This window comes from Ruegeria sp. CF4, assembly GCF_056537345.1.
In genome coordinates this window covers 84,906-108,477 of the sequence record NZ_JBQFRJ010000005.1, presented here as the reverse complement: position 1 = coordinate 108,477, position 23,572 = coordinate 84,906, and the positions used below count along the sequence as shown (strand labels likewise).

Below are 23,572 nucleotides of genomic sequence, written 5' to 3'. Positions count from 1 at the left end.
GGCGCCGCAGTGTTCAATGCCAGCTTACATCGCCGAGGAAGATATAACCCGCACCGTATATTGTTTTGATAAGGCGTGGTTTTTTAGGGTCTTCGCCCAGCTTTGTCCGCAAGCGAGAGATACGGACATCCATCGCGCGGTCAAAACTGTCACCAGCACCTCCACCCAGCATATCCTGCATCCGCGCACGGCTGATCAGGCGTTTGGGGCTTTCCAGAAACAGACGCAGCACTTCACCTTCTGCATGACTGAACGGTGTTTCGATACCGTCGGCATCAATCAGAACATATCGATCGAACTGGGCTGTCCAACCATTGAATTCGGCCACATCCGAGCTTTGAACCGCAGGGCCAGACGACCGCAGACGGGCACGGATACGGGCAACCACTTCGGCGGGGTCAAAGGGTTTTGTGATGTAGTCATCGGCACCAAGCTCAAGTCCGGTGACACGATCCTGCACTTGCGCCCGGCCCGAGATGATGATCACCGCTGCACCTTGCTCCAGCGCCAATCGATGCACCAACGCCAAGCCGTCGGTATCGGGCAACGATAGATCCACTAGACAGACATCCGGGGTGACACGTTTGAGCGAGGCTTCAAATTCGCGGGCCCTGGCAAAGCTCTGGGTGCGAAATCCAGCCTCTTCCAGAGCATCGGTCAGAATACGCCGAATTTCGGGCTCATCATCAAGGATAGTGACCAAAGGATTTGTCATCTATGCGGCCTCGGTGCGGATCAGCGCCGACAATTGCGCCTGAGTAAACGGTTTGCGCAGGACCGGCGCACGGGTCAATGCCTGATTGTGCAGCGGATCGGAGTGAGGCAGGGATGTCATCATGATACAGGGCAGCGCACCGTTGATCTGGTCCACAAGGTCGATGCCAGTCCCCTCCCCCTCCAAACGGATGTCGGTCACGACTAGCGAGATGTCATCAATCTCTGCCGTCAACTCAAGCGCTTCATCAGCCGAGCTTGCCTCGATAACCGAGCAACCCAGCTCGACCAGCATGTCGCGAAACTGGTCACGCAGGTCATCGTTATCCTCAACCAGCAGGACAAGACCCGATCTCGCCGGCGGCGCAGGACGGTAGGGCAAGCGCATTACCACTGATGCCCCGGATGGAGTGTTGCGCAGACTCAGATCTCCTCCGGCAAGTTTTACAGTGTCGTAGACCATGGGCAGACCCAACCCCGAGCCATCGCTTCCCTTCGTCGTAAAAAACGGGTTCAGCGCCTTGTCGAGCGCCTCCGGCGAAAAGCCAGGGCCTGTGTCCGAGACCGTGACCTCGGCCCAGATCGTTCCGATCGCGTGGGCACTGATGGTTATCTGTCCCGAGCTGCCACAGGCGTCACGGGCATTGAGAACCAGATTCAGCAAAGCGTCCTGCACCATCCCCGGATCAAGCATCAAAGGCGCGTCAGGCAAAGTGTTCACGACAGACAACCCCATGCCGCGTGGCAGTGATGGAGTCGCCAGAACCCGTAAATCCTCAAGCAGCCCGCGCATATCCGTGGCTTTGGGCTGCGGCGTTCGGTTGCCGGTCATGTCGGCGATACGGTTCAGCAATTGACCACCACGGCGCGCAGTCGACTGAGTGGCCGCCACAAGTTTATCGGCCTCTTCTGGCAGCTCCATCTTGGCCAGTCGAGACTGCATCCCCAGGATAATGGTCAGAAGGTTTGAGAAGTCATGGGCCAACCCGCTTGTCATTTGCGCAGCCATGGCGCGGCGACGGGTCTGCTGCAGGGCAACGCGTGCCTGTGTTTCTTCGGTGATATCCACCGACATGACATAAACCCCGCCGACCTGATCTGGTGTAAAGGACACGCGAATGCGCCGGGCATCCTGATCTTCGGTGAATTCAAACACTGATGGTTGCCCGCCATAGGCCTGCTCCAGGTGCGGTTTGACCCGGTCATAGGCCGCCTTACCTAGAGCCTGAGATATATGGAGCCCCAGAATCTCTGACGGGCGACCCGGCATGACCGAACTGAGACGGCGGTTGGAATAGTCATACTGCTTGTTGGCATCGAGATGCGCGATATGCGCAGGCATCATCTCGGTCGTCATCCGCGTTCGGGCTTCGATCTCTGTCAACTGGCGTTTGGCCTCTTCCAACGCGGTGATGGTGGCAGCAAGTTTGCGGTTGGTGGCCGAAAGCTCTTCGGCGTGGCTCAGCAACTGCCCTGACAGTTCTTCGGACCGGGCGCGCAACAGATCCTCGACCTGTCGGGTTCGGGTGATGTCTGTATAAACGGCCACCCAGCCACCATTTGGCAGTGGTGCACCTTCGATGGAGATCACCTGACCATTGGGGCGAACACGCTCCATGTAATGAGGCTCAAAGGCCAGGGCCTGCGCGACACGGCTTTCGACCATATCCTCAACAGCGCCATCCGCGCCATATTCCCCGCGGCTGGCAAGAAAATGGATAGTGTCGCGGAACAATGCCCCCGGCTGGACGAGTTCTTCCGGCAGGTCAAACATCTCTTGAAAACGCAGATTGCTGAGCACGAGACGGAGCTTGCTGTCGTAGATCGACAGCGCCTGGCCGATGAGGTTCAAGCCAGAAGTGGTCATCGCCTTAATGCGCTGTTCGGTAATCTCCAATTCCGTCCTCCCCTGCGCCTATGGGTAACACCAGTTCGGGCGCAGGTGTAGGGCCTTGTCTAACCGTGTAGCGGTTGGTTGTTCGCAGCGCGATAGGCCTGCACATATCCTCGCGCGACCGAGCGGACTGCAGTTCCAATCTGTGAATAGGCTTCGTCCGGAAGATTGGCGAAAGAGACGCGGGCTGACCAGCTTGGGGCGTCAAACCCGCTGCCATTCAACAGGACGATGCCGTAGTCCTCGGCCAGTTTGAAGGCGATATCGAGCGGGTGGATATTCTTCTTGATCCAGGTGACCACATCCTCACCCACATACTTTCGCAGCCAGAATTCGAAGTCGATGATGCCGTAGTATGCATCATAGTGCTCGCCCGCCTGAACCTCGACCCCCAACGCCTCGGTCAGCAGTTTGAACCTGCGGTGGACCAGCTCCATGCAGGCGGTCTGATAGGCTTTTTTGGTATCTACGAGTTCACACAGTGAAAACAGCGTCATCATCACCTGTTGCGGTAGCGATAGTCCCGCCGTGTGGTTCAGCGCCACATCCCGGCTGTCGGCCACTAACCGGTCGATAAAGCGGATATCGCGCGGTGTCAGGCTGAGTGTGTCATAGCGCTTGTCCAACTTCTGTTTGATGTCTTCGGGATGCTCGGCGAGTTTCAGGTCAAATATGTTGTCTTGCGCGACGGCGATCACACCCAGACGCCAGCCGGTACAGCCGAAGTACTTTGAATAAGAATAAACTCCGATCGTATTACGCGGCAGATGGCCCATCACCGAGGTAAAGTCATGTACGAACGTGCCATAGACATCGTCGGTCAGCACGATCAGGTCGGGTCGGTGGTTTTCAACCAGATCAGCCAACTTGCGTAGTGATGCGGTGCTGAGCGCCACCGAGGAAGGATTGCCCGGATTGACCAGAAAGAACGCCTTTACCTTGGGGTCTTTCAGCTTCTCCACCGCGGCATCGGTCAGCTGAAATCCGTCTTCCTCATCCGTTTCCACATGCACGGATTCGAGGGCGTAGTCCTCAAGCTCGGGCATCTCAAGATAAGGCGTGAAGATCGGAGTGCAGAGCGCGATGGTGTCACCCGGACTCAGCAGCCGGTTCGCTTTCAGCGTTTTGAAGATATAGCACATCGCTGCTGTTCCACCTTCAACCGCGAACAGGTCGAATTGCGCGTCGGGACGGTGACCCGCACACATCGCCCACATCAGGTATTCATGCGCGATGGCTGCGTTGTGTTTCAGGATACGGTCCGGGACAGGATAATTATCACCAATGATGGAATCCGTCAGTTCATGGACAAACTCATCCGCGTTGAACGCGAAGGCCGAAATGGCGTGGGTCACAACTTCCAGCAGAATATCGACGCCCGGCATGTCGGCATTTGCCACGGCCCAGCTCTGCAACCGGTCATGGCAGCCCTTCATAGCAGGCATACCGCCCAACCCTGCCGGATGGTTCATTACGCGCTTGGACTCGGTCACTGCGAACTGACCCAGCGCAAAGAAAGCCTCGCGCGGGCGGGTGGCAACCCAATTGGGGTTGCCGCGACCTGCGTTCAGAAAGGCGCTGTTGGCCTTGCGCGCCTCGGCCGAGGCCAGTTGGATCAGCTCATCCTTGATCTGAAACGGGCTGAGCGCTTCGTAATCGTGCAGCGTGAGTCTATCCATGGATCGAACCTTTCGAAATCAGCTTAGGATCAAAACAACGACCATTCCGAAAATGGTCAGCAATGTGTTGCCAATGGCATAGGGCATCCCATAGCCAAGCGCCGGGATGCGGCTTTGGGCAGCCTCCTGGATCATGCCCAAGGCAGCCGTGGTCGTTCGCGCACCGGCACAGGCGCCGAACAAGATAGCGGGGTGGAACTTGAACACGTAGTGCCCGACATAAACCGCAAAGATCATCGGTAGCGAAGTGGCAACAATCCCCCAAAGAAGCAACGCAATCCCCGCTTGTTGCAGCCCGGCGACAAAGCCCGGCCCTGCAGTAATCCCGATCACCGCTATAAAGACATTCAGACCCAGCGTATTCATCAGCCATAGCGCAGGCCCCGGTATGCGGCCAAAGGTTGGGTGCACCGTCCGCAACCAACCCAGTACCAGACCGGCCAACAGTGCCCCTCCTGTAGTGGACAAGCTGATGGGAAATCCTCCCATCATGATCGCCAGCGTGCCGATCACACCGCCGATAAAAATACCCCAGCCGACAAACGCCAGATCGGTGGTGTCGACAGGCCGATCAGCATAGCCGATCTCGGCGATGGCGGCCTCAACGTGGCGTTTGGCACCTTGAAGGGTCAGAATGTCCCCGCGATGGACCACGGTGCCCGGCAGCAGCGGTAGATCCAGCATGTTGCGGGTCAGCTTCGAGACATAGACTCCGCGTGCAATCGACATTTTGCTGAGCTGTTCGAGGGTCTTGTTGTGGACCTCCTTACTGGTGATCAACACGTCCAGTTTTTCGGACGGGATGCTTAACAGATCGGGAGCATCAGCCTCTTTCAGATTGGTTTCCAGCAGGGTCACAAGATCGGCACGACGACCCGAGAACATGACGACATCTCCCGCCTCAAGCACAGTATTGTCGTCTACTTCGATCACCTGATCGCCGCGACGTAGTCGTTCGGCATAAATGCGTACACCCGGCATCAGATCCTTGACCGGCTGGCCCAGCAGGTCGCTACCCGCAGGGATTTCAAACGCCCGCGCTTCGATGGCGCGATAGGCCGAGACGATGCCTTCCCCGGTTTCCACCGATGCACCGCCACCCAGCTTGGCCTCGTATTCCTTACAGGCGGCGGGCAGATCAACACCGATCAGGCGCGGCCCGATCTTGGCCAGAATTATGGCCGAACCGATAGTGCCATAGATATAGGTGACCGCATACGCGACTGGGATCTGGTTGGCATAGGTCTTGGCCTGATCTGCCGAGAGGCCCAACTGGCCAATCTGATCGGTCGCAACCCCGATCGCCGCCGAGATCGTCTGCGAGCCAGCATAAAGTCCCGCTGCATACCCCAATTCCAGCCCTGCCACCTTCGCAGCCATGACAGGAATCACCAGACAGAGAGCAAGGACACTGAGCGCAAAGAAAACCTCGCGCGCGCCGTCTACCTTCAGGCCGCGCATGAACTGAGGTCCGACACCGTAACCCACAGCAAAGATAAACAGAATGAAGAAGGTCGATTTGACCGCTGAGTCGATGTCGATATGCGCCTGCCCGATCACCACCGCCGCCAGCAAGGTTGCAGTCACGGTGCCCAGACTGAACCCCATCAGCTTCCATGGGCCGACAAGGAAACCGATACCGATGGATAGAAATACCGCCAGTTCAGGATAGGTCTGAAGAATATTCACCAGCCAATCGAGCATACTCCACCTCACAATATCAGGTTCGGCAAAAGCCGGACGTGACAAAGATGGACCTCGGCACAATTCGCCAAAAATTCAGATCGGTCCGCAAACGTCCGACTAGTTGTCCGGCACGGGTGTGCCAGCGCGAGATTCTATGCGGTTACGATACTGTAAGTGCTCAGCATGTCTAGGTTTTTTACAGCCAGGACGCGTCAGGCCTCCATCAGCTCGCGCCATCGGTGGCAAAGAACCAAGTGGGTGGCGTCTTCATGTTCAAGCTGCGGCTCTTTCTGGCGGCAGATATCAATCGCATGAGGGCAGCGTGTGTTAAACTTGCACCCGGTCGGAGGGTTCGTCGGAGATGGTATTTCGCCCTCCAGCTTCTGCGCCTTGCCTTTCTCATCGGGATCAAGTGAGGGGATCGCCGAGAACAGAGCCTTTGTGTAGGGATGGCGCGGGGCTTCGAACAGCTGGCGTGTGGGGGCGCTTTCTACAATGCGGCCCAGATACATCACAGCGACATGATCGCAAGTATGGGCTACGACGCTCAGATCGTGGCTGATGAACATGAATGTCAGGCCCAGCTCTTCTTGCAGGCTTTTCAGCAGGTTCAGAATATCGGCCTGAATTGAGACATCGAGCGCGGCGACGGATTCGTCTGCCACAACAAAACTCGGCCCCGACACCAGAGCGCGCGCGATTGATATGCGCTGCCGCTGACCCCCAGAAAACGCATGTGGGAAGCGACGCAGATGCTCAAGGTTCAACCGGCATTTCGCGGCGATCTCGCGCACACGGGCGTCGGTTTCGTCGCGCGTTTTGGTCAGGCCCATGACCTCAAGCGGCTCGGCAATGATATCGCGCACGGTCATACGCGGGCTGAGCGCCGCATAAGGGTCCTGAAAGATCAGTTGCGCGCGGCGGCGATACTCTTTCAGGTCAGCGGGTTTCATCTCAGCGAGGTCGTATTGCACTTCACCATCGTCATAGGTGGCGTGGCCACCCGTGATGGGAACGGCATTCAGCAGGGCACGTCCCAGCGTTGTCTTGCCGGAACCCGATTCCCCAACGACGCCAAAGAACGTTCCCTTGGGGATATCGAGCGTGATGTGATCGACGGCCTTGAGGATCCTCTTATTGAAAATCTTACCGCCGATCTGGAACCCGACCGAAAGGTCCTGAGTGCTGATAAGGGGTTTATCGCTCATGCGGCGGATCCTTCAGTGCAGAGATGGCATGCGGCGCGGTGGTCGGGGCCGACATCGCTCCAATGTGGGGCCTGGTTTTTGCAGATGTCGCCGATGATCTTGCCGCAGCGCGTGTGGAATACGCAGCCGTCGGGCCGCTCAAGCGGCGACGGGATATCGCCAGGAACGGGCTTGAGCGGCTTGCCCAGATCGTCCAGCTGAGGCAGCGCATCGATCAGGCCCTGCGTATAAGGGTGGGTCGGCGCATGGATCACCTCGCGCACCGGACCCTGTTCGATGATGCGGCCCAGATACATCACAGCCACCTTGTCGGCGGTCTGGGCGACGACGCCCAGATCGTGAGTGATGAAGATGATCCCCATCCCAAATTCAGAAACCAGATCTTTCATCAGGTCGATGACCTGTGCCTGAATGGTGACGTCCAAAGCGGTCGTGGGTTCATCTGCAATCAGCAGCTTGGGTTTGGTCGACAACGCCATGGCGATCATCGCACGTTGGCGCATTCCCCCGGACAGCTCAAAGGCGAACTGTCCGAACCGCGTCGCAGCGTCCGATATGCCGACACGGTCCAGCATCTCGATCGAAAGCTCTTTGGCCTGTTTTTTGTTCATATCCGTGTGGATCAACAATTGCTCGACCATCTGGCTGCCAATGGTCATAGCAGGTGCAAAACTGGCCATCGGTTCCTGAAAGATCATGCTGATGGCACCGCCGCGCACAACCTCCATGTCACGCGGGCGCTTCAAGGACATCACATCCACCGGACCTGTCTCCAGATGCAGGTTAATCTTGGTCTCAGGCGCATAGACGGTGTTATTGGCATTCAGCTTCATCAGTGATTTGGCTGTCACCGACTTGCCTGATCCACTTTCACCGACCAGCCCCATCACCTCGCCGGGAGCGAGTGAAAAGGATACGTTGTCTACAGCGGTGATCAGACCCTCATCCGTCTTGAATTGAACGGTGAGGTTTTCAACATCGAGCAGGCTCATTTCTTGGACTCCGAATAGGGGTCCGCTGCATCGCGCAACCCGTCGCCTACAAATACAAATGCCATCACTAGCGCGATGAAGAACAATACCGGGATGAAATACCACTGATAATTCAGCAATACGTCGGCACTGGTCACATTCTGCAGCATCACGCCCAGACTGTTGACCGGGTCCTTCAGGCCGAGGCCAATAAAGCTGAGAGCGGTTTCGCTGAGCACCACATAAGGGAACGTGATCACCAGATCGACGATGATATAACTGGTGAAACTGGGCAGCAAGTGTTTGCGGATGATGTGACTGGGTGACGCTCCGCTGAGTTGCGCGGCCAAGACGTATTCCTGATTGCGTTCAGTCAACAGATGCGTACGCACGCGGCGGGCCAACGTGGGCCAGCCAACCAGACCCAGAATGGCTGTAATCACGAAAAATCGCGTCTCTGCCGACCACTCTGGCGGGATAAAGGCGGCGATGGCCATGAACAGTGGGATCGAGGGGATGGTACGCACCGCATCCGTGATCATCTGGATCAAACTGTCGATCATGCCACCGTAATACCCGGCGACCCCTCCGATCGCGAGGGCCAGAACAAATGAGATCAGAACCCCCAATGTCCCAACCTGAAGCGATGTCCAAACCGCGTGCAGAGTTCGGCTGAAAATATCCTTACCGGCAGCATCGGTGCCAAACAGGTGGACATAGCCGGTGTCCGTGCCAAACAAGTGGATGTCACCGGGGATGAAGCCAAACAGTTTGTAAGGGTCCCCCTTTACGAAGAACTGGACGTAACGCCGCTCGTCTTCGTTGACCTTCTCCACCCAGCGGAAATTCGTCGCCAAGGAGCGTTCACGCGTCACTTCATGCAAAAACGGGCGCAATGAACAGCCGTTCTTGTCGCAGAATTGCGGAATCTGCGGCGCGCCGTTTAGATAGTCCTTGTCACGCCCTGCGGCAGTGGGATCGTAAGGCGACAGAAATGGTGCAAAGATCCCAGACAGAATCAACACCATCAGCACCGTGGCGGCAATCATGGCCGAGCGTTGTTTCTTGAACCGCGCCCAGATCAGCTGTCGTTGAGATGCGGTGAAATAGGCTTCTTTTGCCTGTTGTTTTGTCATCGCAGTCATCGGCTTACCTCAGAATACTCTTGCGGACGCGCGGATCGAGAACCGCGAGCAGAATGTCGGTGGCAAAGTTCAGCGTCACGATGGAGGCCGTCAGTAGGAAGATGATCGCTCCTGCAAGCTGCTGGTCATTTGATCGGGCCAGCGCCTCCAGCAGCAGCGATCCCGCTTCTGTCAATGTCAGGATCAGGGCCACAATCGGCAATTCGTTGAAGATACGGTTCAGGTCAAACCCAAGCGAGTTCACAATCGGTCCCAGTGCATGACGAGCCGGATATCGCCATAGCAGGCGACGACCATAGATACCGCGTGCGGCGGCGGCAGTGACATAAAGTTTGCCGATCTCGTCAGACATCAATGCCCTTACGGTTTGCAACGCAAAGGCGGTGGCCGACCAGCCCAGGATAAACACTGGCAGCCAGGCATGCTTCATCAAGTCAACGAATTTCGCCCAGGACCAGGGCGCGTTTTTGTACTCGGGTGAAAATAGCCCCGTCAGCGTTTCACCGAAATAGATGGTCGAAAAAAGCATCACCATCAGCGCCAGCAAGAAGTTTGGCATCGCCAGACCCAGATAGCTGACGATGCGCAGCGTGTTGTTCAGAAAGGCATTGCGCGACGCGGCCGAGATGATGCCGACCGGGATGGCAATCGCGTAGGCAAGCGTCAGCGAGCCCAGGCAAATCCACAGGGACACCCAGAACTTGTCGCCCAGCAATTGTGCGATATCGACCCGAAGGATACAGCTGTCGCCAAAGTCACCGCGAAATGCTCCGGAAAGCCAGCTGACCCAGCGTTCCAGAAAGGGGCGATCCAGACCCAGACGAATACGCTCATTCTGAATATCTGTCAGCGTGATCGCCTGCCCTTGCGTGTTCTTGTAGGCAAGGTAGCGCTCGGCACAGTCACCTGGCACAAGCTCCATCAATGAGAACACGATTAGTGAAACGATCACCAACGTGATCAGTGCCATGACCGCCCGGGTCGCGGCAAATCGGGCGAACTGTAACATGGGTATCCTTCAATAAAGACGTGAAGACGGGCGTTGCCGCCCGTCCTCCGATTGTATCAATCCGCGATTATTCGCTCAGCGACCATTGATATGCGCGGTAAGGATAGGTGCGATAGAATTCATAAGATGCTGTTTTGAATTCAGGCACGTTGCTCAGCTTGTTGCTGACATATACCGGCGATGGGGCCGAGATGATGCCGATGAATGTCAGATTTCCTGTCATCGATTCAACCATGCTGTTGCCGATCTCACCTTGCTCTGCAGAGCCGGGAATTGCTGCCTGGAACGCGTTGATACCTGCAATCAGGTCTTTCGCGTATTGCGGCGGCTCAACACCGGCCGATCCATCCGAGTCGACCCATTCAGCCCAACCCATCGCAGGGCGCAAGCCGAAATAGTCCGAATACGGCGGCACCCACAGCTGATTGTCACCCAGATTTGTGCCGACAGGTGAACCCACGGTCCACGTCAGGACGTCCAAAGCGTTCGACGACTGGGCCGACCGATATTCGTCCGGCGTCACCTCTTTGATGGTGGTGTTGATCCCGATATCTTTCCAGTTCTGCGCGATCAGTTCGACCAAAGCCGCGGAAACCTCTTGCGATGAGAACTGCCAGTCCAGAACAAGCGGATCACCGTTGGGCATGTCGCGATTGCCGTCACCATCGGCATCCACCAGTCCAACCTCGTCCAGCAGAGCGCTGGCGCGATCCTGGTCGAACGAGGCTTCGTAGCTGACCCATTTCGGATCAACAAAATCCGGAACCGGAGAGAAGCCTACATATTGCTGCGGAGTACCCAGACCGAAATAGATTGTCTCGTTGATTTCGTCCCGGTTGATGGCGTTCGACATCGCGGCACGGAAGCGGAGGTCGTTGAACACCTCGCGAACTGCTTCATCTTCATGCGTCAGGTTGAAGGCAACCGCCGGCATCGCAATTGTCGGCCGCACGTCGATACGGTAATTGCCTGCTTCCTGCCCTTCCAGCAGCACCGGGGCATTTGGCAGAACAACCGATTGCGCCTTGTAATCCACCTCGCCATTCAGAAGTTTCAGCAAACGCACTTCCGAGTCACTGATGTAAACTTCGTCCTGCTCATTGATATAGGGCAATTGATTACCCGCCGTGTCGACGGCGAAGAAATATGGGTTCGCGACCAGGTGACGGCCTTCCGCAGTCTCCTCGACAAGGATGTGGCTCTCCAGTGTCGGGACCGCGTTTTTGGGCAGACCCGCCAACTTGTCCCCCGCGGTCAGCATGGGCGATGGCGTGTCGGTCCAGTCAGAGTTGCCGTAATAGGCTTTGATTGCATCATAGCCGTTTTCATAACCAAGGGCCTGCGCGTTTGCATCCGCGTCGGCATTGATTTCAGGGTGGAACTGACCCAGGAAATGCATCGGCTGATAGGGCTGTACATACTGGGACGCGAAGGTTTCGATCAGGCCAGCTTTGGGTGCTTTGAGGTTGAATTGAACGGTCTGTTCATCCAGCGCGACCACTTCAATGGGCTCACCACCGGCCAGGGCATAATCTTTGGCTTCGGGGATGACATTCGGGTCCATCATCAGGTTGTTGTACCAGAACACCACATCCGCCGACGTGAACGGTGCGCCATCCGACCACTTGTGGCCTTCGCGCAGAGTTACTGTCAACTGAGTGAAATCGTCATTCCATTCAAAAGATTTGGCGACATGAGGAACTATTGTCTGCAGATCGTCCGCATAGCGCACCAGGCTGGTATGCCGCACGGACAGGAAATCCGAAGTGCCGGATTCGGTTGCATTCGACAGTGCATCAAACTGACCGCCATACTGGCCGATCACGTCGTAGGGCACTACGATCAAAGGCTCGCTGGGAAGACGGTCTGCCACTGCGGGCAGATCGCCATTCCCTTTGATGCGGGCATTCAGATCGGCGATCGCCGGGTTTTCTGAAAAGCTCAGCTCGCAATTTGCAGCGGATTGGAATTCTGCCAGTTCGTATTGCTGCGGATGCTCACCGGCAGCGATGCCCTGCGAATCTGCCACGGTTATGGCCGGGCAGGCCGCAAACGCGGCGCCGGGCAGCACAACCGCCGCAACACCGGATAGGAGTAATCTTTTCATCTTGGAACCCTCTTGGTTTTGAGTCTTTGAAATGGCGATGCACACCAGGTGGATGACACCGGGTGTGATACTTGGGCTGAATTGTTGTGCGGATCGTTGTGTGACTGCCGGGAGATGACAGAAATGGCCCTCTGCTGCCAAAGCAGATCGGTACCGTTTAGTCGTGTCATCCCACCCAGCGCCATCGTGTTGGCAATGCTGTCATTCACATTGGTCTTCGTCATCATGCCCGCAAACTCAGGTCTTTCTTCAATTCAGCAAAAGACCATAAAGATGTGACAGTTTTTTAATGTTTTTGTCACCAAAAATATTTTTCGGTCAAAAACCCAAGCATTCGGTCATTTTCCCTACAGCTACAGACAGAACGGGCAATAGGCCCAATTATTGGGCCTGAAACACTTCTTTATACAGAACTGCTCTGCCTGAATAATAATCAATCTGAAGGCACAGCCGACCGGAAAAGCGGCCCGCCTTCCACGAATCTAGTGATACCGACGCTGAGATTTCGGACCTTCTGCGGTGATCGAATCAAGCGAAAGCGTGTGGTCGGTGTTGCGCATCCGGTGACGCAGCATCTGGCGGCACAGCCGTGCAAGATCAGTTGCGAATTCCGGTTTGCCCGCGACATTCTCATGCTCCCCGTGCCCTTGATGATCAAACAACAAAGGCGGCAGATCGGCGGCAAATTCGACCAGCGTGAAGCGCTCGTCCCGCAAGATACCCAGACAAGAGTCGCTGTTTCCTGTTTTCAGCCGGTGCTGCCACAGTGACGGATCTTCGGGCTCCGAGAAATCCAACTCGCTGAATGTGTAGCTGCGCCAATCCGCAGGTGTCTCACCCCGCACCAGAGGCAGCAAGGACCGGCCATCCATCGAATTGGGTGCCACCTGCCCGACCCAGTCCAGAATCGTGGGCGATATATCGATGGATTCGGTTGGCTCGGCAACCACCCTTCCCGCCCCTTCCCCTGGGGCACGGATCATGAGTGGCGTCTGATATGCCGCGTCATAGACCGACATCTTGCCCCATGAGAACCTGTCGCCCAGCATCTCGCCGTGATCGGCGGTGATCACCACAAGGGTTTTATCGTAAAGGCCGCTGTCTTTCAGATATTGAATGACCCGACCGATGTGATGATCAACTTCGGTCGCCAACCCAAGATAGATGGCGCGCAGGGTCTGTAGATTTTCTTCGGTTTGTTCGACCTCATCGAAACCCAGAACCGCGTTTCGAAGATCGCTTTTGTCGATCAGTGGTCCAAAAAACGGATGAATTGCCTTTTCATCATCAGCCGAAGGCAGCGTATCCGGCAGCGGCAGTTGCGCCGGATCATACATGCGATTGTAAGGTGCAGGCGCGACCAATGGCGGGTGAGGCCGGATGTAGGTCAGGTGCGCGAACCAATCGGTCTTATCGTAGGCAGCGATGCTGTTCAGGAACGTATCGGTCAGAAACGCTGTGTCGCTGTCGTCGGCGCGATAAAGCGCCGGGTCGTTCAGCTTTGGTGTACCGCCATCGGGTGATACGGGCTTATAGACATCCAAATAGTTCTCGAATTTGTATCCTTTCTTCAGCAAATGAGATCGCCACGGATAGGATTCTTCGAGCCGCATTTCGACAATCTCGTCGAAGCCGGCCATCGGGTGCTCATAGCTTTTGGCCACAGGATCATTGGGATGGAGAACCCGAGGATCGACCGATGTATCGGTGTACCCATAGAGCATCGGGCGGTAGCCGGCCTTGCGCATCTCGGTCGCGATATTCGGCGTGTCGTGACGCATCGGCGTGCCATTCCGGATCGACCGGTGGTTCATCGCATACCGTCCCGTCAACATCGAAGCCCGAGAAGGGCCACAGGGGTTCGTGACCGAAAAGTGCCGCTTGAACACCGTTGCCTCGCTCATGAATGCGCGCAGATTGGGCATGTTCACATGTTCGGAAAGCGCTCCGTTCAGGCAATCCGCGCGCAGTTGATCGATGGTGATAAAAAGAATATTCCCGGTCTGACCCACGGTGCCATTCTCCGATTGGTGTTTCACGATTTGCGGCGGACAGTGTCCGGCTTTCGTAACAGGCGCAACTGGTTTTCAGCCGATCAGAGACTGGAAGTTACTGTATCACCATCGCAATTGATGGGTGCTAAAACCCGGTCCGGTTGAACAAACCCATTGCAGCCGCACCCGGATTGACTTCACATACCGCTATGAACCGACCTGCGATCATCTCTGACACCAGCGCATCCGGCGTGTGCCTGCGGATTTCGGGTGATCTGCGCACGCAACAGCTGGATAAGGTTGAAGCCGATTTCGCGGCGATCCATCCGAGCGGACAGGATGTTGTGATGGATCTGTCACAATTGCAGGCGCTGGATACAGGCGGTGCCTGGCTGGTGGCAAACCTGTCGCGCCGATTGGGCGCCGATGGTGCGAATGTCCGTTTCGAAGGGTTAACGCCTGCCCATTCTTCGCTGATCGATACGGTGTCGCAGAACATCCCCGAAAAACTGGGCGATCAGGCGCCTCCGACAGGTTTTGTCAATTGGGTGGGCCGGATCGGTGAACATACGGCAGGGGCATGGCGGGACACGCTGTCGATCCTTGGATTCCTCGGACTGACCCTGCACCGGCTGGTGCGCACGCTGATCATGCCCTGGCGACTGCGGCGTGCGGCGCTGGTTTCGCAGATGGAACAGGTCGGTTTCAAGGCGCTGCCCATCGTGACGCTGATGGGTTTTCTGATCGGTGTGGTCTTGGCCTTTCAGGGTGCGACCCAGTTGAAACAGTTCGGAGCCGAGATTTTCGTGGTCGAGCTGATCTCGATCTCAATCCTACGCGAACTTGGCATCCTGCTGACCGCGATCATCGTGGCAGGCCGGTCGGGTTCAGCCTTTACCGCCTCGATAGGCTCAATGAAGGTGCAGGAAGAGATCGACGCGATGCGTACGTTGGGTCTTGATCCGATCGAGGTGCTGGTCGTTCCGCGCGTCGTTGCGTTGCTGATCATGCTGCCCATTCTTGGGTTCGTGGCCGATATGGCTGGTCTGATCGGCGGCGCATTGATGAGCTGGATCGATTTGGGCGTCAGCCCCGGCATGTTCCTGACGCGGCTCAAGGAAAACACCGGGGTCTGGCAATTGGCGATTGGCATGATCAAAGCCCCGTTCTTTGCGCTGGTGATCGGGACAATTGCCTGCTGGCAGGCGATGCAGGTCAAAGGATCATCCGAAAGCGTAGGTCAGCGCACGACAGCTTCGGTCGTGCAATCGATCTTCATGGTGATCGCCATCGACGCGCTGTTCTCAATCTTCTTTTCCGAGCTGGGGGTCTGACATGGACGGCACCGCCCTGCAGGACAACCCTCAGAGTGAAACGCAGCGCGAAGCTATCATTCGCGTACGAAATCTAACCAACCAGTTTGGTGAGCAGGTGGTGCATGACAACCTGAACCTCGATGTCTGGCGCGGTGAGGTTCTGGGCGTTGTCGGCGGATCAGGCACCGGAAAGTCAGTGCTGCTGCGTACGATTGTTGGACTGAACAAACCCAAGGCGGGCAGCATAGAGGTACTGGGCGTCGATGTGCTCAATGGCCCCGAAGCCGACCGTCAGCGGATTGAAAAAAGCTGGGGCGTCGCATTTCAGGACGGAGCGCTGTTTTCGTCCCTGACGGTGTTGCAGAACGTGATGGCGCCGCTGCGCGAACATACCGGCATCAGCGAAAGCCTGATGGCGGCGCTTGGGGGGCTGAAGATCAGCCTCGTAGGGCTGCCTCAGCTAAGCTGCAGCAAGTTCCCTTCGGAATTGTCGGGCGGGATGCGTAAACGGGCAGCACTGGCGCGCGCGCTCTCGCTGGACCCCGAGATCGTGTTTCTGGACGAGCCTACCGCCGGATTGGACCCTATCGGAGCTGCTGCATATGATGATCTGATCAGAGAGCTGCAGCAAGCGTTGGGCCTGACCGTGTTCATGGTTACCCACGATCTGGACAGTCTTTACGCAATTTGCGACCGCATCGCGGTACTTGCGGAAAAACGCGTGCTGGTTGAAGGTCCGATAGAGGACATGACCAAGGTCGACCATCCTTGGGTCCAGGAATATTTCACAGGCCCTCGTGCCCGCGCGGCGCAAGAGAAAGGGTAGGACAGGTAGAGGCGATGGAGACCCGAGCGAATTATATCCTGATCGGTGCGTTCACCCTTGCCGGTATTCTGGGGGCTTTCGGCTTCTTCCTGTGGCTCGCCAAGTTCGAAGTCACACGGCAATACGCGTATTATGATGTGTTATTCGACAATGTGGCAGGCCTGTCCGCGGCAGGAGGCGTCAACTATAATGGTCTGCCTGTGGGTCAGGTCATCTCATTGCAGCTGGATGACAACGACCCTTCCAAGGTCCGTGTCCGTCTTGAAGTTGACGCGGATATCCCGGTCACCAAGGAAACTATCGCGCAGTTGCAATCGCTGGGTGTGACCGGTGTCGCCTATGTCGAGCTATCCGGCGGTTCCGCCTCGGCTGAACGATTGCCGCAGAACAGCGTGATTCAAAGCAAACGTAGCTCAATCCAGTCTCTGCTGGAGGGTGCGCCGCAGGTTCTGGAAAAAGCTCTGACATTGCTTGAGGATCTGAACGCGGTTGTGGATGAGAAGAACCGTCAGGCCGTCTCCGAGATCCTGAGCAATTTGTCCGCGGCCTCGGGGCGACTGGATAAAACATTGTCGGATTTCGAAAGCCTGTCGAGCGATCTGGGCGGCGCCGCGAAAGAGATCGGGGATTTCACCAAGCGTCTGGATACGCTGGCCGATACTGCCGAAACCACACTTACGACCGGGACGGATACGCTGAACAGCATCAAAGTGGCTTCGGAATCGGCGAAGACAGCGCTGGATACCGCAAATGGCACGCTGCAGACCGCCCAGACCGTGATGACCGAGGATATACGACCCTTTATCGAACGCGGTTCAAGGCTGGCCGATCATCTGATTGTGCTTTCCGAGGAAGGCAGCATCACTTTGGGCACGGTTACCGAGACCTTCGCGAATGCGAACACCACACTCGGCTCGATCAATTCCGCCATGGATACTGCCAAGGCTGCGCTTGCTTCGGCCGAGCGTGCCTTTGACTCAGCCAATCGCGTTATGGACGAAGATATTGCGTCGGTTGCGGAAGATGTGCGCAAGGCGGCCAATCAAGTGGCTTCGACCGTTTCGAACATCACCGAGAAGATCGACAAGATTTCGGATGACATTCTCAGCGCGTCGCAATCCGCTTCGGACCTTTTGGGCACGATCGATGGCATCGTGCAGGACAACCGTCGCCAGGTCTCGGACTTCCTGCGCGTAGGACTGCCACAATTCGTCCGCTTTATTGAGGAATCACAGCGTCTGGTCATCAGTCTCGACCGCTTGGTCGACAAGGTTGAGCGCGACCCGGCCCGCTTCTTGTTAGGCACCCAAGCATCGGAGTTTCGTCAATGATACGGCCCCTAATCCTGACTCTGGTATTGGCCGCAATGGCTGGATGTACCGGCTTGGACACATTGCGTCAGGCGTCGAAACCCAATGACCTGTATCTGTTAACTCCGAAGAGCACCTTCTCGACATCGCTGCCCAGAATCCAGCAGCAAATCGTTGTTGAAGAGCCCACTGCAACGGCTGCGGTAAATACCGACCAGATCGCGGTTCAGCCCTCATTGTTGCAGGTACAGTATTTGCCCAGAGCCCGATGGGTTGACCGGGCCCCTTTGATTGTTCAGGCCCTGATGGTCGAAAGCTATGAGAACTCCGGTAAGGTCGCGGCTGTTGGCCGTTCGACGGTCGGGCTGCGCGCGGATTATGTCATTGCACCTGATTTGCGTGAATTTCAGGGCATCGTTGTCAGCGAGGCGGAGGACTCAAAAACGGTGCGTGTGGAAGTACGCATCAATATCAAGATCATTGATGAGTACGAAGATAAGATCATCGCCTCCAGTTCGTTTCAGGAAAATGTAATGGCTGCCAGCGACCAGACACCGGACCTGGTTGAGGCCTTTGATGTTGCCTTGGGCAAGACCATGCGGGACTCCGTCGAATGGAGCATCCGCAAAATTCATACTCATGCACAGAACAACCCGCGCTCGATCCCGCGCTAAACCAGTCTAAAAGTGACTGGCTGAGGCCGCTTTCCAATCAGCCGCGAACTCTTCTGGGATAGCTTCGCCTAGCAGTGCGCCATCTTCCAGAAAGCTGTACAGATCTGCGTAGGTTCGTTCCCGCTCATCCGCTGTCCGGCGGCGGATATCGGCGGGCCGCAGATCCGAGACTTTTTCCTTGCCCATTGCCCCCAGAATTTCGCGGAAACTTTCCAGCGTTGCGTCGTGATATCGGTGCACACGCTGCCGTTTCTGTGGCACATTCACGGCCCGACCCCGGATCGGATCTTGCGTCGCAACGCCCGAGGGGCAGCGGTTGGTGTTGCAATGCAGCGCCTGAATGCAGCCTACGGCAAACATCATCGCCCGCGCTGCGTTGCACATGTCGGCGCCAAGAGCGAATTTTTCGATCATGTCGAACCCGGTCGCTACCTTGCCCGAGCAGATAACGCGGATCTTGTCGCGCGCTCCAATCCCGCGCAGGCAGTTGTTCACGAAGATCAGCGCCTCATTCAGCGGCATTCCCAGCCGGTTGGTAAATTCCACGGGCGCAGCACCGGTACCCCCCTCGGCTCCGTCTATGGTAATGAAATCGGGCAGAATGCCGGTCTCCAGCATGGCTTTGCAGATTGCCATGAATTCAGTTGGATTGCCTATACAGAGCTTGAAGCCAATTGGCTTTCCCTCCGACATCTCACGCAAATGCTGCACGAAATGCATCAACCCGGTAGGTCCGTCGAAGGCCGAATGAACAGGCGGAGATATCACGTCCTGATGCACCGGCACTCCTCGGATCTCTGCTATTTCCTCATCCACTTTCGCTGCAGGCAACACGCCACCATGAGAGGGCTTTGCTCCTTGCGAGAGCTTGATCTCAATCGCTTTTACAACGTCCTTCTTGGCCCTTTTGGCAAACTTATCTTTGTTAAAACCGCCCTCAGGCGTCCGGCATCCGAAATAGCCAGTACCGATCTGCCAGATTATATCCCCACCCTCAGCCAGATGGTGCGGAGAGAGCCCGCCCTCGCCCGTGTTATGGGCAAATCCGCCATCCTTCGCACCTCCATTCAGCGCGCGGATCGCATTGGCACTGAGCGCGCCAAAGCTCATCGCGGAGACGTTCAGGCGTGAGGCGTCGTACGGTTTTTCACATTGCGGGCCGCCGAGCATCACCCTTTCTTCGCTTTCGGGAACATGCTTGGGCGCGAGTGAATGGTTGGCACGGTGATAGCCAACGGTTTGGATATCGTATTGCGTACCGAAGGCCTGCGTATCGACCTGCCCCTTGGCGCGTGAATAGACCAGACTGCGAATGATACGGTTGAAGGGCCGACCACTTTCGTTGGTTTCCACGAAATATTGGCGGATTTCAGGGCTGACAAATTCCAGCATGTATCGGAAATGTCCAAGGACAGGGTAATTGTTCAGTACGTTGTGCTTTGTCGTCAGCATATCGTAGAGGCCAATCACCGCATAAGGGATAAGGAACACCAGCAGCCAGTAGGCGGGCGGCCAGAAGAAGCCCCACAGCAGGGTCAAGGGCAGGCACACATAGCTGAGGATGTAATAAAGCCTGCGAACAATCATATCTGATCTCCCTGGGTCGCGCCAAAGCGGTTCGGCTGTTGCCTGTTCATATCCGAGACCGTGGAACAATTTGACCTTTCAGTGCAAGCCTTTGTAGCCAACGTATTCATAACGAATGCTTCATCGCCCTTGCTTGAAGCGTGTTGAAGCAATCTGTATGCCGGATGGAAACGGGTCAGAGCAGGATCAGCCGCAGTGTCACGTCCACCTTCTCGCTTCAGGCATCGCGCGCTGATGTATACGGCGGTTTTCGTTGGTGGAGCTGCAGGATCGCTGTTGCGAGAACTCTTCGCGCTGGAAATACCCGGTGCCCCGTTTTTGACAGCGACCTTCGGCATCAATGTCGTGGCTTGTTTCATCCTCGGCTGGCTCTATGCCATACGCCATCGCATTCACGCCCATTTGCTGCATTTGGGGGCAGTCGGGTTTTGTGGTGGCTTATCCACCTTCTCTTCCTTCGTGGCCGAGCTCGAGCGGATGGCTGAGGCCGGTAGCTCACTGGTGATTATAGCGATCGCGGCAGAGATCCTGTTTGGCTTGAGCGCCGCCATTCTGGGCGAAGCCTTGGGTCGCCGTTTATCGCCTTCGGAGGCTGCAGAATGAACGAGCTCTATCTGCACAGCATGTTTGCCCTGGGCGGGGGGCTGGGCGCCGTTCTGCGCCATTGGCTGGCCCTGCGTGTGACACACGATCTTCCATACTCCACGCTGATTGTGAATGTCGTGGGCAGTTTGCTGCTTGGTCTCTGGATCGGCTATCTGGGAGGCCCGGTAGACATGGGTGAAGAGGAAAAACGACTGGTGTTCGGCTTTTGTGGCGGGTTCACCACTTTCTCAAGTTTTGCTTATCAATCTCTGCAGCTGCACCGGGAAAAAACCATCGCGCTTGCTGCTGGAAACATCCTCATCAGCCTTGTTTTGTGCTGGTTTGCGCTTTGGCTCGGTCTTTTTCTGACCCGCTAGTGTACGGGCGCTGCGTTGCGCGCCTCTGGGTTCGGCGCACGACAGAAGAACAGCAGCGGAATCGTTGCCAGCGCCAGCAGACCTAAATTATTGAATACTGTCAGGTATGAGATCATCTCGGCCTGCTTTGCGATCTCCTGTCCCAGCAATGCTGCGCCCTCAGCGCTGTCTGGTGTCAAACCTAACGGCTCGAGGTAGGCCTGCGCGGCGGGGTTGTAAGGCGTCACATTCTGGCTCAGAACCGCTGTGTTCGTTTGCAGGCCTCGCACGACCCAGGTTCCTACCAGAGAAATCCCAACAGATGACCCCAACTGCCGCGTGACATTGAACAGGCCCGAAGCCTCATCCTGCCGCGTCTTGCTGATGCTCTCGAATGCCAGAATGGACATTGGAACAAAAACCAACCCCATGCCGAGGCCGCTGACGAACCCCGGCCATGCAAGCTGCCAGAAGCTCGCATTCAGATTTAACGAACCCATCATGAAATTCCCGATCGCGGTCAGCAGCATCCCGAGGCCTGCCAATACGCGCGGATCGAACCGGGTGACCAGAACGGCTCCGGTTAGGACCATGGACGCACCAGCGGCGATTCCGCGTGGGATAAACAGATGCCCCGATGCGATGACCGGATAGTCCAGCAGGTTCTGGACAAAGGTTGGCAGAATGGCGATGCCTCCGAACAATGAAATCGCAAACCCGGCGATGACGAGGTTGCACAGCGCGAAATTGCGGTCCGCGAAAAGGCGCAGATCGACGACAGGTTGCCGGGATGTAAGCCCGTGAAGGATAAACCCCAACGCACCCAGAACCGAGGCGATAACCGCAACCTGAATGATCCTGGACGACAGCCAATCCTTGGTCTCTCCCTGATCGAGCACGAATTGCAGGCAACCGATGCCAAGGGCCAGCAGCGCCAGGCCTTTCCAATCGATACGAACCTCTTCGGTTTTATCGTCAGGAAGTTCCCCGGCCAGCAACAGCAAGGCCATCGCCGCAACGGGAAGGTTGACGAAAAAGACCATCCGCCATGAGAAATACTCGGTCAGAATGGCCCCGACAGTCGGCCCCAGGACCGGAGCGACCACAACTCCCAGTCCAAACACCGCCATTGCCTGCCCTCGTTTTTCGCGTGGGAAAGCGTCAAACAGAATGGATTGTGAAAGGGGGATCAGGAAGGCGCCGAACATGCCTTGCACTAACCGGAATGCGACAATGGTCTCGAGGCTCCACGACAGACCGCACATTACCGACATGGTGGCAAAGCCCGTGACAGCCGTCAGGATCAATCGTCGTCGCCCGACCCTGCGCGCCACAAAACCGGTCAGTGGCATAACCACCACGGCCGAGACAATATAGCTGGTCAGTATCCATGTCGCCTGATCGGTTGTTGCGCCGAACGCGGCTTGAATATGAGGCAGCGCGACGTTGACGATGGTGCTGTCGAGCACCTCAAGAATGGCGCTCAGAACAACGGCCACCACAATCACGCGATTGATGTGGCCGGGATCGGTCATTGCCCTGATCCGGTTGTATCAACCGTGACCTTGCTGCTGCCCCCGACCCGCAGCGGTGCGTCCGTTGGATCAAGCTCGATCCGTACTGGAAACCGCCTTGTGACCTTGACCCAGTTACCGCTCGAGTTTTCTGACGGCAGCAGCGAAAACGTATCACCCGAGCCACGCCCGATGGAAGCTACTCTGCCTGTCAGAGCAATGCCCGGCAGCATATCGACCCGGATTTTGGCTGTTTGACCCGCTCGGATACGGGGAAGAGAGGTCTCTTTGAAGTTGGCATCGATCCACCATTCCGAGGATTCGACGATCGAGAATTGCGGTGCATTCGCGGATACCGAAGATCCGGGGCGAAGGGTCAGGTTGGCGATCCAGCCATCGGCAGATGCATAGACCTTCGTCCAGGCCAGATCGGCTTGCGCAATCTCCAGCGCCGCTTGCGAGGACAGCACGTTGTCTTGCCGGGCTGCCAAACCGCTTTGCAATGCGGCCAGTTCGGAGCGGCTTGTGGTCAATCGGGCCGAGGCTTGCGCGAACTCCGAAGTGGTTTGATCCAACGAGGCTTGTGCAAGATTGCCGTCTGAAAACAAAGCTCTGGCCCGTTCCAGATTGCTTTTTGACGTTTCATAAAAAGAACCGGCACTTTCCACCGCGGCCTGCGCTGCCGTGATCTGGTTCGAGAAGGATTCGGCCTGTTGAATGGCGCTGTCCAGATTGGCCTGCGCCTGATCCACCGAAGCCTTGAATTGCGTCTCATCAATCGTGAACAGCAAATCACCCGCTTTAACCGCTTGGTTGTCGGCTATTGCGACCTCTGCGACTTGTCCGGTCACCTGCGCCGCAACAAAGACAATGTTGGCCCCGATATAGGCATCTTGTGTCGAGGGGTATCGTTCTTCATGTCGCCAGAACAACAGCAGCCCGACAGCAATCGCGGCGAGCATGCCAACAACGGCGATGACTTTGATTGGCTTCATTC

The 23,572-nt window shown here is 56.6% G+C and carries 20 protein-coding genes; 6 read left to right on the top strand and 14 right to left on the bottom strand.

Features of this window, described 5'->3' with window-relative positions; all coding sequences use genetic code 11:
- Positions 1–13: 13 nt before the first annotated feature.
- From ACR0NF_RS12875 to ACR0NF_RS12825, 11 genes are all read right to left on the bottom strand, one after another.
- Positions 14–715, bottom strand: a complete 702-nt coding sequence (locus ACR0NF_RS12875) for a response regulator transcription factor (RefSeq protein ID WP_480472729.1) — start codon at positions 713–715, stop codon at positions 14–16.
- Positions 716–2,581 carry a PAS-domain containing protein gene (locus tag ACR0NF_RS12870; protein ID WP_480472914.1) on the bottom strand — a complete coding sequence of 622 codons (1,866 nt, stop codon included), beginning with the start codon at positions 2,579–2,581 and terminating at the stop codon, positions 716–718.
- An 89-nt stretch (positions 2,582–2,670) separates the two neighbouring features.
- Entirely contained in the window at positions 2,671–4,287 is a 1,617-nt protein-coding gene (locus tag ACR0NF_RS12865; RefSeq protein WP_480778368.1) for a bifunctional aspartate transaminase/aspartate 4-decarboxylase, read from the bottom strand.
- 18 nt (positions 4,288–4,305) lie between these two features.
- Positions 4,306–5,991 carry an aspartate-alanine antiporter gene (aspT, locus tag ACR0NF_RS12860; RefSeq protein ID WP_480778367.1) on the bottom strand — a complete coding sequence of 562 codons (1,686 nt, stop codon included), beginning with the start codon at positions 5,989–5,991 and terminating at the stop codon, positions 4,306–4,308.
- Positions 5,992–6,185: 194 nt separating this feature from the next.
- Positions 6,186–7,181: an ABC transporter ATP-binding protein gene (locus tag ACR0NF_RS12855; RefSeq protein ID WP_480658706.1), complete on the bottom strand. Its 996-nt coding sequence runs from the start codon at positions 7,179–7,181 to the stop codon at positions 6,186–6,188.
- Positions 7,178–8,173, bottom strand: coding sequence for an ABC transporter ATP-binding protein (locus ACR0NF_RS12850; RefSeq protein ID WP_480778366.1), 996 nt, complete (start codon positions 8,171–8,173; stop codon positions 7,178–7,180). Before ACR0NF_RS12850 ends, ACR0NF_RS12855 begins: the two co-directional genes overlap by 4 nt.
- Positions 8,170–9,297, bottom strand: coding sequence for an ABC transporter permease (locus ACR0NF_RS12845; RefSeq protein ID WP_480472719.1), 1,128 nt, complete (start codon positions 9,295–9,297; stop codon positions 8,170–8,172). Before ACR0NF_RS12845 ends, ACR0NF_RS12850 begins: the two co-directional genes overlap by 4 nt.
- A 4-nt stretch (positions 9,298–9,301) precedes the next feature.
- Positions 9,302–10,306, bottom strand: coding sequence for an ABC transporter permease (locus ACR0NF_RS12840; protein WP_480472717.1), 1,005 nt, complete (start codon positions 10,304–10,306; stop codon positions 9,302–9,304).
- A gap of 67 nt (positions 10,307–10,373) precedes the next feature.
- On the bottom strand, positions 10,374–12,413 hold the full coding sequence (locus ACR0NF_RS12835) for an ABC transporter substrate-binding protein (RefSeq protein WP_480778365.1): 2,040 nt from the start codon (positions 12,411–12,413) through the stop codon (positions 10,374–10,376).
- On the bottom strand, positions 12,410–12,637 hold the full coding sequence (locus ACR0NF_RS12830) for a hypothetical protein (protein ID WP_480778364.1): 228 nt from the start codon (positions 12,635–12,637) through the stop codon (positions 12,410–12,412). Before ACR0NF_RS12830 ends, ACR0NF_RS12835 begins: the two co-directional genes overlap by 4 nt.
- Positions 12,638–12,895: 258 nt before the next feature.
- Positions 12,896–14,452, bottom strand: coding sequence for a sulfatase-like hydrolase/transferase (locus tag ACR0NF_RS12825; protein ID WP_480778363.1), 1,557 nt, complete (start codon positions 14,450–14,452; stop codon positions 12,896–12,898).
- A gap of 164 nt (positions 14,453–14,616) precedes the next feature.
- Between ACR0NF_RS12825 and ACR0NF_RS12820 the strand changes: the two genes are divergently transcribed.
- From ACR0NF_RS12820 to ACR0NF_RS12805, 4 genes are read left to right on the top strand one after another with little or no spacing between them, the layout of a single operon-like run.
- Positions 14,617–15,741 carry an ABC transporter permease gene (locus ACR0NF_RS12820; RefSeq protein WP_480658713.1) on the top strand — a complete coding sequence of 375 codons (1,125 nt, stop codon included), beginning with the start codon at positions 14,617–14,619 and terminating at the stop codon, positions 15,739–15,741.
- Between the two features lies 1 nt (position 15,742).
- Positions 15,743–16,549: an ABC transporter ATP-binding protein gene (locus ACR0NF_RS12815; RefSeq protein WP_480778362.1), complete on the top strand. Its 807-nt coding sequence runs from the start codon at positions 15,743–15,745 to the stop codon at positions 16,547–16,549.
- Positions 16,550–16,563: 14 nt separating this feature from the next.
- On the top strand, positions 16,564–17,880 hold the full coding sequence (locus ACR0NF_RS12810) for an MlaD family protein (protein WP_480778361.1): 1,317 nt from the start codon (positions 16,564–16,566) through the stop codon (positions 17,878–17,880).
- Positions 17,877–18,533, top strand: coding sequence for an ABC-type transport auxiliary lipoprotein family protein (locus ACR0NF_RS12805; protein ID WP_480658718.1), 657 nt, complete (start codon positions 17,877–17,879; stop codon positions 18,531–18,533). The genes ACR0NF_RS12810 and ACR0NF_RS12805 overlap by 4 nt, the downstream gene beginning before the upstream one ends.
- Positions 18,534–18,539: 6 nt before the next feature.
- Here the strand turns inward: ACR0NF_RS12805 and ACR0NF_RS12800 are convergent, their stop codons facing one another.
- Positions 18,540–20,120, bottom strand: coding sequence for an FMN-binding glutamate synthase family protein (locus ACR0NF_RS12800; protein WP_480778360.1), 1,581 nt, complete (start codon positions 20,118–20,120; stop codon positions 18,540–18,542).
- Positions 20,121–20,354: 234 nt separating this feature from the next.
- On the opposite strand from ACR0NF_RS12800, the gene ACR0NF_RS12795 reads away from it, so the two are divergent.
- The gene (locus ACR0NF_RS12795; RefSeq protein ID WP_480472912.1) at positions 20,355–20,723 is read left to right on the top strand and encodes a fluoride efflux transporter FluC; all 369 of its coding nucleotides are present in this window, start codon (positions 20,355–20,357) and stop codon (positions 20,721–20,723) included.
- A complete protein-coding gene (gene crcB / locus ACR0NF_RS12790; RefSeq protein ID WP_480472701.1) occupies positions 20,720–21,082 on the top strand; it encodes a fluoride efflux transporter CrcB in 363 nt (120 codons plus the stop codon). Before ACR0NF_RS12795 ends, crcB begins: the two co-directional genes overlap by 4 nt.
- Here crcB and ACR0NF_RS12785 read toward each other — a convergent pair.
- Both ACR0NF_RS12785 and ACR0NF_RS12780 read right to left on the bottom strand, forming a co-directional pair.
- Positions 21,079–22,596, bottom strand: a complete 1,518-nt coding sequence (locus tag ACR0NF_RS12785) for a DHA2 family efflux MFS transporter permease subunit (protein WP_480778359.1) — start codon at positions 22,594–22,596, stop codon at positions 21,079–21,081. The two genes, crcB and ACR0NF_RS12785, sit on opposite strands and share 4 nt — an antisense overlap.
- On the bottom strand, positions 22,593–23,570 hold the full coding sequence (locus ACR0NF_RS12780) for an HlyD family secretion protein (RefSeq protein ID WP_480778358.1): 978 nt from the start codon (positions 23,568–23,570) through the stop codon (positions 22,593–22,595). Before ACR0NF_RS12780 ends, ACR0NF_RS12785 begins: the two co-directional genes overlap by 4 nt.
- Positions 23,571–23,572: the final 2 nt, after the last annotated feature.